This window comes from Acinetobacter sp. 24-47-39 (assembly GCF_056783825.1).
This window is the reverse complement of the sequence record NZ_JBWYIP010000014.1, coordinates 79,692-94,900: the sequence shown is the minus strand read 5'-3', so window position 1 is coordinate 94,900 and position 15,209 is coordinate 79,692. Positions and strand designations below refer to the sequence as shown.

The following is a 15,209-nucleotide window of genomic DNA, read 5'->3' as shown; positions in this document are numbered from 1 at the left end:
CCCGTGATCAAATTGCTGAACGTGTTGCACAAGATATTCCTGATGGTGCTTATGTCAACCTTGGCATTGGTTTACCGACCAAGATCTCGAGTTACTTACCTGCTGACAAAGATGTCTTTTTACATTCTGAAAATGGTTTATTGGCCTTTGGTCCACCCCCTGCGGAAGAAGACCGTGACCCTGAGTTAATTAACGCCGGTAAAGAGTTTGTAACCCTGCTAGAAGGCGGAGCTTTCTTCCATCATGGTGATTCATTTGCAATGATGCGTGGTGGTCATTTAGACATCGCAGTCTTGGGTGCTTTCCAAGTCGCTGAAAATGGTGATCTTGCAAACTGGCATACCGGTGCACCTGATGCCATCCCTGCTGTGGGTGGTGCAATGGACTTAGCCGTGGGTGCGAAAAAAGTCTTTATTACCACCGATCATGTGACGAAAAAAGGCGAGCCTAAAATCGTTGCTGAGCTGACTTATCCTGCGACAGGTTTGAAATGTGTGGACCGCATTTATACGGACCTTTGTGTGATTGATGTGACGGCAGATGGCATGAAAGTCATTGAGAAAGTTGAAGGCTTATCTTTTGAAGAGCTTCAATCGATGACGGGTGCCAAACTCATTGATGCCACTCAGGCTTAAGACTGGTTTTAGGATCTTACACTATGAAAAACGCATACATCATTGATGCCATCCGTACGCCTTTTGGTCGTTATGCCGGTGGTTTAGCCCCTGTCCGTGCGGATGACTTAGGTGCAGTGCCATTAAAAGCGTTAATGGAACGTAACCCTTCTGTGGATTGGAATGTCGTCGATGACGTGTTATTTGGCTGTGCCAACCAAGCCGGTGAAGATAATCGTAACGTCGGTCGTATGTCGGCGCTTTTAGCAGGTATTCCTTATACAGTACCTGCAACCACAGTAAACCGTTTATGTGGTTCATCACTCGATACCGTAGCAATGGCCGCGCGTGCCATTAAAGCAGGCGAAGCTGACGTGATTGTGGCAGGTGGTGTTGAATCTATGTCGCGTGCCCCATTTGTGATGGGTAAATCTGAGAGTGCATTTGGTCGTAGTCAAAAGATTGAAGACACCACCATGGGCTGGCGTTTTATCAACCCGAAGCTTAAAGAAATGTATGGTGTTGAAACCATGCCGCAAACGGCTGAAAACGTGGCTGAACAGTTCAATATTAGCCGTGCTGATCAAGACCAATTTGCTTTAACCAGCCAACAACGTACGGCTGCTGCACAAGCACGCGGTTTCTTTGATCAAGAAATCGTGCCTGTGACTATTCCACAGCGTAAAGGTGATGCGGTTGTGGTGGCAAAAGATGAACATCCTCGTGCCTCAACCACTTTAGAAGCCTTAACCAAGTTAAAACCTGTTGTAAAAGCAGACGGTACAGTAACCGCAGGTAATGCATCAGGGATTAACGATGGTGCTGCTGCGATTCTGATTGCTTCTGATGCAGCTGTAGAAAAATATGGTTTAAAACCTCGTGGCAAAGTGATTGGTGCAACCACCGTTGGGGTTGAACCTCGCATTATGGGCTTTGGTCCGGCACCTGCGATTAAAAAGTTACTGGCTCAAACAGGTTTAACACTAGAGCAAATGGATGTGATTGAGCTGAACGAAGCGTTTGCAGCACAAGCATTGGCGTGTACACGTGACCTAGGTTTAGCCGACGATGATGCACGTGTAAACCCAAATGGTGGTGCAATTGCACTGGGTCATCCATTGGGTGCATCAGGTGCGCGTTTGGTGACGACTGCTCTCAACCAACTAGAGGCAACTGGTGGCAAATATGCATTGTGCTCTATGTGTATCGGTGTGGGTCAAGGTATCGCTTTAATTATTGAAAAAGTTTAACAGCAATTTTTGGAAAGACGCTTTATGGTGAAAAACATGATGAAGCGTAATAGGGATAAGTTATGAGTCAGTTATATGCAAGTTTGTTTTATCAGAATGATGTGAATATCATATTTAGTGATGAAGCACTCGTAAAATATATGTTGCGTGCAGAGGTTGTACTGGCTCAAGCTCAAGCTGAAGTTGGTGTTATTCCCTTAATTGCTGCTGAAACGATTCAACGTGTTGCAGCACAAGAAATTCATTCCATTATTAATTTTGATCATTTGGCACAGTCCAGTGGTCTCGCTGGCAATATTGCAATTCCATTCGTAAAGCAATTCACTGCTGCTGTAAAAAAAATCAATGAAGATGCTTCCCGTTATGTGCATTGGGGTGCGACCAGCCAAGATATCATTGATACGGCCTTTATGCTGCAAGCTCAAGATGCGTTACAGTTGATCGAAAAGCAACTTATTCAAGCTATTCAGGCAACTAAAAAACTGACGATTCAATACCGTGATCAGGTGATGATTGGACGTACATGGTTGCAACAAGGTTTACCGCTTACCTTTGGACATAAAACAGCACGGTGGCTCTCTAGTTTAGATCGAGATTTAAAGCGTGTTAAGCAGTTACAGCAACATGTCTTAACAGCGCAGTTAGGTGGTGCGGTAGGTACTTTAGCTTCATTAACTGGATATGGTTCGGCTGTAGTGAGTACCTATGCACAAAAACTTGGTTTAAATACACCCGTATGTACATGGCATGGGGAGCGAGATCGTGTAGCCGAAATTGCACATGTACTTGCAACGATTACAGGAAACTTGGGCAAGATGGCCCGTGACTGGTCACTCATGATGCAAACAGAAATTGCAGAAGTGTTTGAACCGAGTGGTGCTGGGCGTGGAGGATCATCGACGATGCCTCATAAGCGTAATCCTGTTGCAGCTGCTTCAATTCTAGCTGCTGCAAATCGCGTCCCTGCATTAATGTCAAGTATCTACCAAAGCTTAGTACAAGAACATGAACGAAGTTTAGGTGCATGGCATGCTGAATGGCTAGCGTTACCAGAGTTATTTCAACTGACGGCGGGTAGTTTAAGTAGAGCAATCGATGTATTTACGGGATTAGAAGTAGATCCTGAAAATATGTTAAGAAATTTAGAGTGCACGCAAGGATTAATCATGGCTGAAGCACTGATGATGTCACTCGCACCTCAGATGGGGCGATTGAATGCACATCATCTTGTGGAAGCTGCTTGTAAGCAAGCAGTTGCCGAACAACGACACTTACTCGATGTTGTACAAAATAATCCAGAAATATTAGCTATTTTTGATCTAGATCAACTCCGTCAGATTTTTAATCCGCAACATTATCTAGGAAATACTCAAGCACAAATAGATGCGGTACTAGAGAGCGTTCAAGGAAGTACACCATAATGATATTAATCAATAATCGTAATGGTCAGCAGCTTGCTGTCTATCGTTTTGGTGACGATACAAAACCAAGCATCATTTTTTCAAACTCACTGGGCACTGATCATGGCATGTGGCAAGCCCAAATTGATTATTTTTCCAAAGATTATGATGTGATTTGCTATGACACACGTGGTCATGGAAGAAGTAGTGTCATTGAAAATACTACAATCATTGATTTGGCCAATGATGTACTTGATGTACTCAATCATTTCTCTATAGAAAAAGCGCATTTTTGTGGTATCTCCATGGGGGGAGTTACTGGGATTCAATTAGGCATAATTGCACCAGAGCGTTTTAACTCTATTACGATTGCAAATTCAGCAGCAAAAATTGGAAATGCCGAGGCATGGTTGAGTCGTGCAGGTGCGGTTGAACAAAATGGTTTGGCTGATATCGTCAGTACTACACATACGCGTTGGTTTAGTGAACAGTTTGATTATTTACACGATGTGACAGCTCAAAAAACCATTCAGAGTTTGTCTGTCACTCAGCCTAAAGGCTATGCAGCCTCTTGTCGTGCTTTAGCTCAGACGGATTTACGCAATCAACTTGGAAAAATTATTGTGCCTTGTTTGGCATTATGTGGCGGCTTAGATCCTGTGACCACAGTGAATGATGGTGAGTTTTTAAAACAACATATACCTGACTGTCAACTTACAGTCATAGATGCATCGCATTTATCCAATATTGAGCGACCAGTTGAATTTAACCAAGCATTGCTTGCTTTTATTCAGTCTTAAGCACATCTGAACATCAAATAATTTCAATTTTAAAGAGGAACAACCTCATGAATGATGAAGAACGTTATAAGCAGGGGCTAGAAGTCCGTACTGAAGTCTTGGGTGAAGCTCATGTCGGGCGTTCACTTGAAAATTTAAATGAATTTAATGCTGATTTTCAAAACTTCATTAGTCGTTTTGCATGGGGTGAGGTTTGGTCACGACCAGGATTGCCAAGACATACACGTAGTTTGGTGACGATTGGAATCTTACTTGCATTGGGGCGTGAAGCAGAGCTCAGAATGCATATTCGTGCTTGTTTCAACAATGGCGTTACTAAAGATGATCTTAAAGAATTATTTTTGCATGCGTCTTTATATGCAGGACTTCCTGCAGCCAATGCTGCAATGCATATGGCAGAAGAAGTATTTGCAGAGTTAGGCATTTCGCCTGAGAAAATTAAATAAACGGACGATATTTTAAATTGAATAAGGAGAGATTCATGTCTCAAATTCTGATGGGTGCTTATGCACAGCGAAATACAGATGATCATCCACCAGCATATGCACCGGGATATAAAACCAGTGTATTACGTTCCCCGAAAAATGCACTGATTTCGATTGCGCAAACATTAACCGAGGTTACTGCACCTCACTTTAGCGCAGACTTATTGGGTCCTAAAGACAATGATTTAATTTTAAATTATGCAAAAGATGGTTTACCTGTTGGTGAACGCGTCATTATTCATGGTTATTTACGTGATCAATTTGGTCGTCCTGTCAAAAATGCTCTGATTGAAGTATGGCAAGCGAATGCCTCAGGACGTTATCGCCATCCAAATGATCAGTATGTGGGAGCTATGGACCCTAACTTTGGTGGTTGCGGTCGAATGCTCACAGATGAAAATGGATTCTTCATTTTTAGAACGATAAAACCAGGACCTTATCCGTGGCGTAACCGTATCAATGAGTGGCGTCCAGCACATATCCATTTTTCTGTGATGGCAGATGGCTGGGCACAGCGTTTGATTTCCCAGTTTTATTTTGAAGGCGATACATTAATTGATAGCTGTCCAATTTTAAAAACTGTTCCTTCAGAACAACAGCGAAGAGCTTTAATTGCGCTCGAAGACAAGAGCAACTTTATTGAAGCAGATAGTCGTTGCTATCGTTTTGACATTACTTTACGTGGTCGTCGTGCGACATATTTTGAAAATGATTTGACTTGATAGGGAGCATCAGGATGAATGGCTGGAAATTTGAAGAATTACATGAAACACCATCTCAAACAGGTGGTCCATATGTCCATATTGGATTAATGCCTAATCAAGCTGGTATAGAAGTATTTGAGCATAGCTTCAATAATCAAATGGTGAAAGATGGCACTCAAGGTGAACGTATTCGCCTCGAAGGGCAAGTTTTTGACGGTTTGGGTTTACCACTTCGCGATGTACTCGTAGAAATTTGGCAAGCTGATGCCAATGGTGTTTATCCAAGTCAGCAGGATACGCAAGGGAAGCAGCCAGATCCAAACTTTTTAGGTTGGGGTAGAGCGGGTGCGGATTTTGACACTGGTTTTTGGAGCTTCGATACGATCAAACCAGGTGCTGTTCCTGGACGTAAGGGTTCACAGCAAGCACCACATATCGCGCTGGTTATTTTTGCGCGTGGTATCAATTTAGGTTTACATACTCGAGTTTACTTCGAGGATGAAGCTGAAGCGAATGCGAAAGACCCAATTTTGAATGGTATTGAGTGGGCGCCACGTCGTCAAACACTCATTGCTAAGCGTGAAGAGCGTGATGGTCAGATCGTTTATCGTTTCGATATTCGTATTCAAGGTGAAAATGAAACTGTATTCTTTGATATTTAAACTTTGAACAAGAAATTAAAAAGGTCAGTGATTTCACTGACCTTTTGTTGTTTCTATCAATAGATTTTGATGAAACAACTTATCTTAAAAATACAAAGTTATATATCCGTGAGCATAAATTATTGAGGCTCTTTTTGTAAAACGACATATGGTGTATTTACTACGGATCTTTGTTTTAACTTATAGATGATCAAAATGGCAATAGCCGCTAAAACAAATGCAAAACCAAAATTTCCGTACAATTCTAAAGGCGAGTTCCCTAAGTCTAAAAAGTATCCCGCAATGATTGGAGAGAAAATACCACCAAAACGACCAACACCAGTTGCAATCCCCACGCCTGTTGATCGTACATCTGCCTCATAGAGCTGTGTAGAAATGGCATAGATTCCAGCTAAACAGCCATTAATAAAGAATCCTAGCGTTGTGGCAACGATAATTAATATATTTAAATTATCTGTATTGTTCACAAACAATAAAATACATACGTACGTGAGGATTAAAAAGGCAATTTGATTGATGTATACGCTGACTTTAGAACTAAGAACACCAATGATAAAACTACCTAAAATACCACCCACGCTGATCATCATGGCAGTTTTAATAGATAGTGAGTTATCTAGACCAGAGCTATTGAGAATTTTAGGTGTCCAGCCCATCACGAAATAAAAACCAAAAAGAATAAAGAATATAGAAACCCATAATACAAGGGATTTAACTAAATACTTGTGGTTAAATATTTCTACGTAAGAAGACTTTTGATTTTCTTTATATGCTTTAGGGAGTGTGAGAATTGGTTTTTTATGCATTTTAGAGAAAATTTGATTCAATTTTTCCAAAGCATGTTTTGGTTGTTTTAGTAATAAATAATCGATCGATTCTGGTAAAAATTTTAATGAGCAAAGAAAAGCAAATGTAGTAACGAATCCACCAATTAGAAATACTTGTCTCCAACCGATACTTTCTAAGCTATATACAGCAAGTAGTGCTCCGCTAATTGCTCCAATCCCATAACCGGCAGATAATATACCAACACTAAAACTTTTATATTTAGTCGGAGAATATTCACTGGCCAAAATCATAGCACTGATTTGAACACCACCAATACCAACACCAGTGAAAAATCTGCACAGAACCAATTGTTTAAAATCGGTGGCAAATGCAGATGCAAACATGCTCAGACCACAGAATAATAGACAAAGGTTAATTAAATTACGTCTACCGATTTTATCTGCGAGAGGTGCAAGTAAAAATGAACAGACGGTCATACCAATTAAACCAGCACTAATTAAAGTTCCTATATTAGTACCAGTTAATGAAAACTCATTGGCAACTGAACTTGCCAAATAAGCCATTATCATGAAATCGAATCCATCGATAATGTATAAAATAAAACAGAAAAAAACGACGAATTTTTGATATGAACTTATTTTGTCATTATCGACACAATCCTTTAATTTTAAGATATCCATTCTTTTTTAATCCTTATAGAACCATAAATGCAGCACTGGTTTTTGCCACTAACTTTCCATGCTGCCAAGCTTCACTCTCAAGGCTTAAAATTTTACGTCCTTCTTTAATGAACCACGCTTTTGCCAATACTTCACCAACTTCACATGGTCTGAAGAAATCAATTGTTAAATTAATTGTGGCAGCTGGTTTTTCTGTTTGATTTAAGGCAGCTAAAATTCCCATTGCATCATCAAGCATGGCGCAGATCATGCCTCCTTCAACACTTCCCCTAGGATTGGTAAAACTTTCAAGAGCAATATATTGAACTGAAATTACTCGCTTTTCCTTGTCCCACTGAAGTTGATGACCACCCAATAAATGATGAATAGGGGGTAAATTAGATAAAACTTGTTCGTCCATTGAAAAGTACTCCTTTTAATATTTATTTCACTGCAAATGCATCATAGATCACGGCTTTTCCGAGACGCATTGCGCTTCCAACTGCAATTGTCTGATTTAACCATGCATATTTTTCTGAGCTAGTTTCAAACTGCATGGTTAATTTGAAGTAATACTGAGTGGGATTAACATCTTCGCCACGACTTAATTGTTCTAGTACTTGTGGTGAAGCATGGCGATAACCTTTAGTTTGTAAATAAATCAGAGCACCATCATCAGTTTCTAATAAATAGCGCGTATCTATATATGCCAAACCTTTGCTATCGACCTTTTGCCAATCTGCACCATTGTTAAGAATACGCCCCTTCAAACTTGGTCCAGAAAAAGTTCCTCCAGTGATTGGGATTATGCGTCTTTGCCCTAAATCTGAAGTTTTACCTAATTCCCAAACTGGGGCTGTGAGTTCAACATTGAATGTCGCAAGGGGTTCAAGTTTTATGGGTTGTGGTGAATATTGGGTATTTGCCAAACTTAATGCACTGGTGGTATAGACCAATAAGCCGATTAAATATTTCATACTTATTATCCTTAGAGAGGGTAGGGTTCCTCAGTGAAGAACCCTTTTGTTATTATTTAAATTTCCACGTGTAATCAATATTGATACGAGTTTCATTGGCTGGCTTAATATTGGCGGTAATTGGCATATCATTATCGTAGATCGCGTAACGCGCGCGTAAACCTAAATTTTTTAGTGGACCATTTTGAACTGTGTAAGCCAGATCAAAATCCAATTCATCTTCCGAAAAATCTGTACCACCCAACTGTGGTGCGTAAATATTGCTACCATGGGTATAGCGGGTCATAAAACGAAGACCTGGAATATAGTCTTTAAAATCGTATTCATAACGCAGGCTATAAACACGCTCTTTCGCATTCAAAAACTCACCAGTCCAAGTATCAATTGCTAGTCCAGTTTCTCCTCCTGTTAAGTACGGAAAAGCAGTATCTCCAAAGTGGTGAAATGTAGAAAAGATAAACTTATGGTTTTGGTGTTGAAGTTCTGAATGGCTATGAAGTAAATTATTGTCAACTAAACCCGCTTTAGCAGTCCCATCTTCATCGCTAATGTAGTAACGCAACTGGGTTGTAAAAGTGGATTGATTAGAGATTGGATATTTATAGGTTATGCCTAACAACGATTGGCGATATAAGTCGTTAACATCCATATGAAATGCAGTCAACCGCAATGGATTATTAGTTAAGTCATAATGTCCACCTAAGTAATACAAATAATCTGTTTCTTCAGAAATATAACGACCATTTACTCCAGAGATTTTTATAGCTTCATAATTTGTAGAATCACGTTGATTGACTTCATCAATATAGGATGCTTGGAGATCCAGACCTTGAATATCTTTAGATTGAACTGCAACACCTCGATACGTTTGAGGTAAAAGTCGTGCTGGAGAGCCGACTAAAACAGGAGTCATGGGTTGAAGGGTCCCTATACGTACCTCGGTTTCAGAAATTTTAGCTTTTAAAGTGACTCCAACTTCACCATATTGATCTGCAGGCTCGTTGGTTTCCAAGGAACGAATTAAGTTTCCTGTGCCTCCATATTTAGCATCAGCATCCAGTTTAAAACCTGCAGTCGCTAATAGATCTAAACCAAAACCAATCGTTCCATCGGTGAATCCAGATTGCGCTTTAAAGATAAATCCTTGTGTCCAGTCTCTTAATGCGGGGTATCTATTCTCAACTTTAAAGTCACGGTCAAAGTAGAAGTTACGTGCAGTTAATTCGACTTTACTTTGGTCGATAAAATTATTTGCAAATGCTGGAGCGGTACATAATAGAAGTGGTGTGATCCATAATTTTTTCATCTTTATTTCATCCTGAAATAGTATTAATACATAGAGGTAATCTTTGTGTTATTTTCCTAAAAGTTCTCTTGCAACGATTTCTTTCATAATTTCATTGGTTCCCCCATAAATTTTTTGAACACGTGCATCGACATAAAATCGAGATATTGGATATTCCCGCATGTATCCATATCCCCCGAACAATTGCAGAAGTTGATCAATGACTTCACATTGGGTATCAGTGATGAAGCATTTCAATGCCGCAACTTCGCTTACATCCAATACTCCCTGTTGATAAAGCGACTTACATTTTTCGACAAAGGCTTCGGCTGCTAGAGTTTTAATTTTGGCTTGAGCGATTACAAAACGAGTATTTTGAAATTGTGCAATTGATTGTCCAAAAGCTTTACGTTCGAGGACATATTCTTGAGTAATTTCTAAAGCACCTTGCAAAGCGCCTAATGCCATGAGAGAAATACTCAAACGCTCACGTGGAAGTTCTTGCATGAGATAGCTAAAGCCTTGACCTTCCTGACCTAATAATTGGTCTTTAGGAACTCTGACTTGGTCAAAAAATAATTCGGCAGTGTCTTGAGATTGAAGTCCAATTTTTTTTAGACCACGACCTTTTTTTAATCCATCTAAATGAGCATCCACCAATAAAATCGAAATACCTTTAGCTCTTGCTTGAGGATCAGTTTTAGCAACTAAAACTATGAGATCTGCATGTTGACCATTCGATATAAACGTTTTTGAACCATTCACTACATAATGATCGCCATCTAATAAGGCTTGAGTGCGGATGGCTTGTAGGTCTGAACCTGCATTGGCTTCAGTCATTGCAATAGCTGTAACAACTTCACCGGATACCATTTTAGGTAACCAATATCGTTTTTGATCTTCACTTCCAATATTCTGGATATAGGGTGAAACAAGTTCACTCTGACCACCGATTGCAACGGCTAACGCAGAGAAGCCCGCTCGAGCAGTTTCTTGAACGATCATTTGTGAATAATATATCGGTGCGCCGTAACCTCCATATTGTTCAGGCACATCGACGCATAAAAATCCATTTTGTCCAAGTTGATCCCATACTTGTCGAGGCATGAGTCCTTGCTCTTCCCATGACTCATAATATGGGGCGACAAACTCTGCTAGGAAGCGTCGATAATTGTCCCGAAACAGCTCAAAATCACTATCTTTCTGCATAGCGTTATCCTAATTTTGAATGCAACTGTCTAAGCAGCGTTTGACTAAACGCTGCTGAATAAAAAAGTTGAGTTAATTTCTAAGGGTTGGAATGCGAATAATGAGTGGATTATTGATGTTTTTTTCGTATAACTCTTCCACCATTGCTATGCGACGTTTCAAGATACCACTTTGATTGAGATTGCCTTTATCAGTGGTTTCTCCTGCATCAAGAAGTGGAGGTTCAATCATGAGGTAAAGCATTGAAACAGTGTTTGAACTACCTGTCGCATCTTTGTTGAAATCAATTAAAAACTGCTTAAACCACTGTTGAACTTTAGGGTGTAGAAGCACCTCTTTAGTATCCACTAGACTTAAATCTAATCCTGCATACTCAGCGCAATCTGCAATTTTGGGAAATATTAAAAAACCAATCGCACTTAAATTAGAACCGGTGATACATACATCTTGAATAAGTCGATTACCTATAATGAGAACTTTATTGCGTAAAGTTCCAACATTGACAAAGGTACCTGTATTCAACTTAAAATCTTCAGCTATACGGCCATCATACATGAGTCCTTGACTCGGGTCGGATGGATCCACTAACTTCACTGCATCCCCAGTGCGATAAAAGCCTTCATCATCAAAGATATTAGCTTGTTGTTCCATAGGCAGACGCCAGTAATGTTTCATGACATTTTTACCACGAACACAAAACTCAAGTTTGTCACCATAAGGAACTAATTTCACTTCACAACCTGGAGCTGGATATCCAATGAACCCAGCCATTACTTTGGGACCAGTTGTAAACACACATGATGGTGCAGTCTCAGTCATCCCCAAACCGCTCATGATACGAATACGTTCTCCACAGTGTGACTGCGCGATTTGATCAAGTCTGTTCCAACCAGCTTCTGATAGTGCAGCACCAGCAAAAAACAAAATTTTAACTCGACTAAAAAATTTTTCGCGTAACTCAGCATCTCGTTCAAGAGCTACGGTTATTTCTTCCCATCCTTTAGGAACGTTTAAATACACAGTAGGTGCAATTTCCTTAAGATTCCTGATGGTTTCTTCCATCTTTCCTGGAACTGGCTTGCCGTCATCAATATAAATTGTGCCGCCGTTATATAATGCGATTCCTACATTATGACTGCCACCAAAAGTATGATGCCATGCTAACCAATCAACTAATACTGGGGGGGTCTCTTCAAACTCAGGGAAGGTCTGAAGCAGCATCTGTTGATTGGTACATAGCATTAGATGCGTTGTAGGTACCGCTTTCGGCATTTTAGTTGAGCCAGATGTAAATAGAAATTTCGCTATTTGATGTTCATCAATGGTCTCATAATGATCTTTAATATCACTAATTTCAGAGCAGAGGAGTGAAGAGAAAGCAAGGCAATTTTTCTCACCAAATTTTCCAGAATTCGTAACTATCACAATATCATCTGTATCACAGCAATGTTCAATCGCTTTAGCAAAAGCTTGACCATCATTAGCAAAAACCAAACCTGGCGTTAGAACATCAAACACATGTTTGAGCTTGCCAAAATCTTTAGAAATAAGTGAATAGGCAGGAGAAATTGCGGAGAATGGAATCCCTGCAAGCATTGCTCCCATTGACAAAGTAAGATGCTCTAGATCATTTCCAGATAGAATGACAATAGGACGTTCAGTTGAAAGATGTGAATACTGTTTCAAACTTTGTGCAATACGCCATGCTCGATCTAATGTTTCTGCGTATGTAAGCTTAATCCATTCATCATCATGACCACGTTTTGCTGCGAATACACGATCGGGATGAGTTTGAGCATATTGAATTAAACGGTCAGTAATTTTTTGTGGGTATGGTTTAAGTTGTTCTTTTGGGGAAATATACAAAGTGCCATTTTTAGATTGAAACTCAATCTCGTGACTGCCTAATTTAACAAATCGCTCAGGATATTTATGCGTATGAACCGTCATATTCGACATTGTTTTCACTCCATGTATTTTTAGCTATTCTTTTCCAACGAAAAGAGCTGACTTCATGTCAACTCTTTGAAATGTTCGTTAAATAGGGTAGTGACGAGTTTTGGTTTGCATGGTGATCCAACGCAGCTCAGTGAACTCTGCAACTGAGACTTTACTCCCAAATCGTCCATAACCACTTTGTTTCACACCACCAAAAGGCATTTGCGCTTCATCATGAACGGTTGCACCATTAATATGACAAATACCTGATTCGATACGTTTAGCAACATCTAGAGCTAGGGATAAATCTTGACTAAAAACTGCTGCAGATAATCCAAATTCTGAGTCATTTGCTAAATCGATTGCTTCATCAACAGTTTTAAAACGTTGAACGGTGCACACAGGACCAAAAGATTCTTCGGCATAAATCTGCATATCTTTAGTGACGTCAACTACGATAGTAGGTTGCATCATAGCACCATCAATGCTTAAACCCAGTGGTAAATATGCACCTTTTTCACGTGCATCTTCAATTAAATTTTTGATTCTTGTTGCTGCTTTTAAACTTTCTAGAACGCCCAGAGGTTCTTGACTCTCAAGTGGATTTCCTGCTCTGATATTCTGAACTTTATTGATCAATTTTTCGATGAATTGGTCTGCAATTTTTTCATCCACAAGAACACGCTCTGTCGACATACAGATCTGTCCCTGGTTGAAAAAAGCGCCGAAACTGATGGCATTAACGGCTTCGTCCAGGTCCGCTTGCTCCAATACAATGACCGGTGCTTTGCCACCAAGTTCCAGTAACACTGGTTTGAGGTATTTCGCTGCAGTTTCTGCAATTATTCGACCTACATGCGTTGAACCTGTAAAATTAATTCTTTTAGTCAATGGATGACTGATTAAACGCTCTACAATCTGTGGAGCATCTTGCGGGGCATGAGTAATGACATTGACAACACCATCGCCAATACCTGCTTCATGAAGTACTTCCCCAATTAATCGATGTGTTGCAGGGCAAGCTTCAGATGCTTTAAGTACGACTGTATTCCCACAAGCCAGAGGCATCGCTAAGGCACGAGTGGCTAAGATAACAGGAGCATTCCACGGCGCCATACCAACGATGACACCACATGGAACGCGAACACCCATAGCGATATTGCCAGGAACATCTGATGGAATAATATTTCCATCAATTTGTGTAGTCATGGCTGCTGCTTCTCTCAGCATATTGGCAGCAAGATGGACATTAAAGCCATACCACGTCGCAGTTGAACCTATTTCATGTATTGCAGTTTGAATAAACTGTTCAGTTTTTTGATCCATCAAATCTGCAGCTTTAAGCAATTTTAAACGTCGGTCTGTTGGTGATAGAACAGACCAAGTTTTGAATGCTTCATGCGCTGACTCAATTGCACGATCAACATCGCTTAAAGTCGCTGCTGCACTCGTTGATGCGATTGAGCCATTAATTGGACTGATTCTTTCAAAAGTTTGTCCTGAACTTGCTGCAACAGATTGGCCGTGAATAAGTAACTGTACGTTTTGCATGGTGAATGTTTCCTTACATGTCCATCATGACGAAAAAAGTAGATTCTGCTTAAGCAGGACGTTTATAAGTTTGAAGACCCGGTTTGATTGTTTTGTCATCCAAGAATTGCTTCATACCTTGTGCACGACCACCTTCATCATCACGGTAGTTGCATTGATCCAGTTTGGCGTATAAGTAATCTTCGTTTTGCTCCCAAGTCAGCTCACGACAGCGTTTAAAACCATTCTTCGCAGTACGCAGTACAACTGGATTCTTTTCAAGCAAATTATTTGCCAATTCAGTTACTTCTGCACGTAATTGTGCAAGTGGAACGCTCTTGTTTACTAAGCCCATATTTGCAGCTTCAACACCAGAGAAGGTTTTGCCTGTCATGATGTAGTACATAGAAGCACGATGACCAACTGTATCAGCCATAGCTTTGCTCACTAAGTTACCTGGAGGAATTCCCCAATTCACTTCAGACAAGCCAAATGTAGCTTCATCTGCTGCAATGGCTAGATCACATGCGACTAGTGGTGAGAATCCACCACCGAAGCACCAGCCGTTGACCATTGCAATCGTTGGTTTTGAATAAAAACGAAGTAAATGCCATTGCCAACGTGATGCATCACGACGAATTCGTTCTTGGAAAATTTCTGGCTGGCTGTCAACCTCACGGAAGTACTCTTTCAAGTCCATACCTGCTGTCCAAGAATCCCCAGCACCAGTGAGTACCAAAACACCTGCTTCTGGATCGAGTTCAAGCGTTTCAAGTACATCAATCATTTCTTTATTTAAGGTTGGACTCATCGCATTTTTCTTTTCTGGGCGATTTAAAGTGACCCAAGCAATGCCAGCTTCAACTTTTACATCTACAGTGGACCAGCGATTTTGATAAGACATGAT

15 protein-coding genes are annotated in these 15,209 nt (G+C 40.3%); 7 read left to right on the top strand and 8 right to left on the bottom strand.

Going from position 1 to position 15,209, the window contains the following annotated elements; all coding sequences use genetic code 11:
- The 7 genes from AC1M9C_RS12825 to pcaG form a co-directional block, all read left to right on the top strand.
- A partial coding sequence (locus AC1M9C_RS12825; RefSeq protein WP_481953843.1) for a 3-oxoacid CoA-transferase subunit B occupies positions 1-635 on the top strand: 635 nt, incomplete at its 5' end.
- Positions 636-658: 23 nt separating this feature from the next.
- Entirely contained in the window at positions 659-1,864 is a 1,206-nt protein-coding gene (pcaF, locus tag AC1M9C_RS12820) for a 3-oxoadipyl-CoA thiolase (RefSeq protein ID WP_481953842.1), read from the top strand.
- Positions 1,865-1,926: 62 nt separating this feature from the next.
- On the top strand, positions 1,927-3,285 hold the full coding sequence (gene pcaB / locus AC1M9C_RS12815; RefSeq protein WP_481586549.1) for a 3-carboxy-cis,cis-muconate cycloisomerase: 1,359 nt from the start codon (positions 1,927-1,929) through the stop codon (positions 3,283-3,285).
- Positions 3,282-4,064, top strand: coding sequence for an alpha/beta fold hydrolase (locus AC1M9C_RS12810; protein WP_481586556.1), 783 nt, complete (start codon positions 3,282-3,284; stop codon positions 4,062-4,064). The genes pcaB and AC1M9C_RS12810 overlap by 4 nt, the downstream gene beginning before the upstream one ends.
- A 47-nt stretch (positions 4,065-4,111) precedes the next feature.
- The gene (pcaC, locus tag AC1M9C_RS12805) at positions 4,112-4,510 is read left to right on the top strand and encodes a 4-carboxymuconolactone decarboxylase (RefSeq protein WP_035269644.1); all 399 of its coding nucleotides are present in this window, start codon (positions 4,112-4,114) and stop codon (positions 4,508-4,510) included.
- Positions 4,511-4,545: 35 nt separating this feature from the next.
- Positions 4,546-5,271 (top strand): protocatechuate 3,4-dioxygenase subunit beta, encoded by a 726-nt coding sequence (pcaH, locus tag AC1M9C_RS12800; RefSeq protein ID WP_092766916.1) that lies wholly within the window; start codon positions 4,546-4,548, stop codon positions 5,269-5,271.
- A 14-nt stretch (positions 5,272-5,285) separates the two neighbouring features.
- Positions 5,286-5,915: a protocatechuate 3,4-dioxygenase subunit alpha gene (gene pcaG, locus AC1M9C_RS12795; protein ID WP_092766915.1), complete on the top strand. Its 630-nt coding sequence runs from the start codon at positions 5,286-5,288 to the stop codon at positions 5,913-5,915.
- A 119-nt stretch (positions 5,916-6,034) separates the two neighbouring features.
- Here pcaG and AC1M9C_RS12790 read toward each other — a convergent pair whose 3' ends face one another.
- From AC1M9C_RS12790 to AC1M9C_RS12755, 8 genes are all read right to left on the bottom strand, one after another.
- The gene (locus AC1M9C_RS12790; protein ID WP_481953841.1) at positions 6,035-7,384 is read right to left on the bottom strand and encodes an MFS transporter; all 1,350 of its coding nucleotides are present in this window, start codon (positions 7,382-7,384) and stop codon (positions 6,035-6,037) included.
- A 13-nt stretch (positions 7,385-7,397) separates the two neighbouring features.
- A complete protein-coding gene (locus AC1M9C_RS12785) occupies positions 7,398-7,784 on the bottom strand; it encodes a PaaI family thioesterase (RefSeq protein WP_481586547.1) in 387 nt (128 codons plus the stop codon).
- 22 nt (positions 7,785-7,806) lie between these two features.
- The gene (locus AC1M9C_RS12780; protein WP_481586546.1) at positions 7,807-8,340 is read right to left on the bottom strand and encodes a DUF3237 domain-containing protein; all 534 of its coding nucleotides are present in this window, start codon (positions 8,338-8,340) and stop codon (positions 7,807-7,809) included.
- Between the two features lie 52 nt (positions 8,341-8,392).
- The gene (locus tag AC1M9C_RS12775; protein WP_481953840.1) at positions 8,393-9,646 is read right to left on the bottom strand and encodes an OprD family porin; all 1,254 of its coding nucleotides are present in this window, start codon (positions 9,644-9,646) and stop codon (positions 8,393-8,395) included.
- Positions 9,647-9,694: 48 nt separating this feature from the next.
- Positions 9,695-10,834 carry an acyl-CoA dehydrogenase family protein gene (locus AC1M9C_RS12770; protein ID WP_481953839.1) on the bottom strand — a complete coding sequence of 380 codons (1,140 nt, stop codon included), beginning with the start codon at positions 10,832-10,834 and terminating at the stop codon, positions 9,695-9,697.
- Positions 10,835-10,906: 72 nt separating this feature from the next.
- Positions 10,907-12,793 carry a feruloyl-CoA synthase gene (locus AC1M9C_RS12765; protein ID WP_481953838.1) on the bottom strand — a complete coding sequence of 629 codons (1,887 nt, stop codon included), beginning with the start codon at positions 12,791-12,793 and terminating at the stop codon, positions 10,907-10,909.
- Between the two features lie 78 nt (positions 12,794-12,871).
- Entirely contained in the window at positions 12,872-14,323 is a 1,452-nt protein-coding gene (locus AC1M9C_RS12760) for an aldehyde dehydrogenase (protein WP_481953837.1), read from the bottom strand.
- Positions 14,324-14,372: 49 nt separating this feature from the next.
- The gene (locus AC1M9C_RS12755; protein WP_035270071.1) at positions 14,373-15,206 is read right to left on the bottom strand and encodes a p-hydroxycinnamoyl CoA hydratase/lyase; all 834 of its coding nucleotides are present in this window, start codon (positions 15,204-15,206) and stop codon (positions 14,373-14,375) included.
- Positions 15,207-15,209: the final 3 nt, after the last annotated feature.

Excerpts from the sequence above, each read along its gene's own strand:
- pcaG (WP_092766915.1), top strand. The coding sequence starts at position 5,286 with ATGAATGGCTGGAAATTTGAAGAATTACATGAAACACCATCTCAAACA.
- AC1M9C_RS12760 (WP_481953837.1), bottom strand. The coding sequence starts at position 14,323 with ATGCAAAACGTACAGTTACTTATTCACGGCCAATCTGTTGCAGCAAGT.
- AC1M9C_RS12790 (WP_481953841.1), bottom strand. The coding sequence starts at position 7,384 with ATGGATATCTTAAAATTAAAGGATTGTGTCGATAATGACAAAATAAGT.
- pcaB (WP_481586549.1), top strand. The coding sequence starts at position 1,927 with ATGAGTCAGTTATATGCAAGTTTGTTTTATCAGAATGATGTGAATATC.
- pcaF (WP_481953842.1), top strand. The coding sequence starts at position 659 with ATGAAAAACGCATACATCATTGATGCCATCCGTACGCCTTTTGGTCGT.
- AC1M9C_RS12785 (WP_481586547.1), bottom strand. The coding sequence starts at position 7,784 with ATGGACGAACAAGTTTTATCTAATTTACCCCCTATTCATCATTTATTG.
- AC1M9C_RS12765 (WP_481953838.1), bottom strand. The coding sequence starts at position 12,793 with ATGTCGAATATGACGGTTCATACGCATAAATATCCTGAGCGATTTGTT.
- AC1M9C_RS12770 (WP_481953839.1), bottom strand. The coding sequence starts at position 10,834 with ATGCAGAAAGATAGTGATTTTGAGCTGTTTCGGGACAATTATCGACGC.
- AC1M9C_RS12775 (WP_481953840.1), bottom strand. The coding sequence starts at position 9,646 with ATGAAAAAATTATGGATCACACCACTTCTATTATGTACCGCTCCAGCA.
- AC1M9C_RS12780 (WP_481586546.1), bottom strand. The coding sequence starts at position 8,340 with ATGAAATATTTAATCGGCTTATTGGTCTATACCACCAGTGCATTAAGT.
- AC1M9C_RS12755 (WP_035270071.1), bottom strand. The coding sequence starts at position 15,206 with ATGTCTTATCAAAATCGCTGGTCCACTGTAGATGTAAAAGTTGAAGCT.
- pcaH (WP_092766916.1), top strand. The coding sequence starts at position 4,546 with ATGTCTCAAATTCTGATGGGTGCTTATGCACAGCGAAATACAGATGAT.
- pcaC (WP_035269644.1), top strand. The coding sequence starts at position 4,112 with ATGAATGATGAAGAACGTTATAAGCAGGGGCTAGAAGTCCGTACTGAA.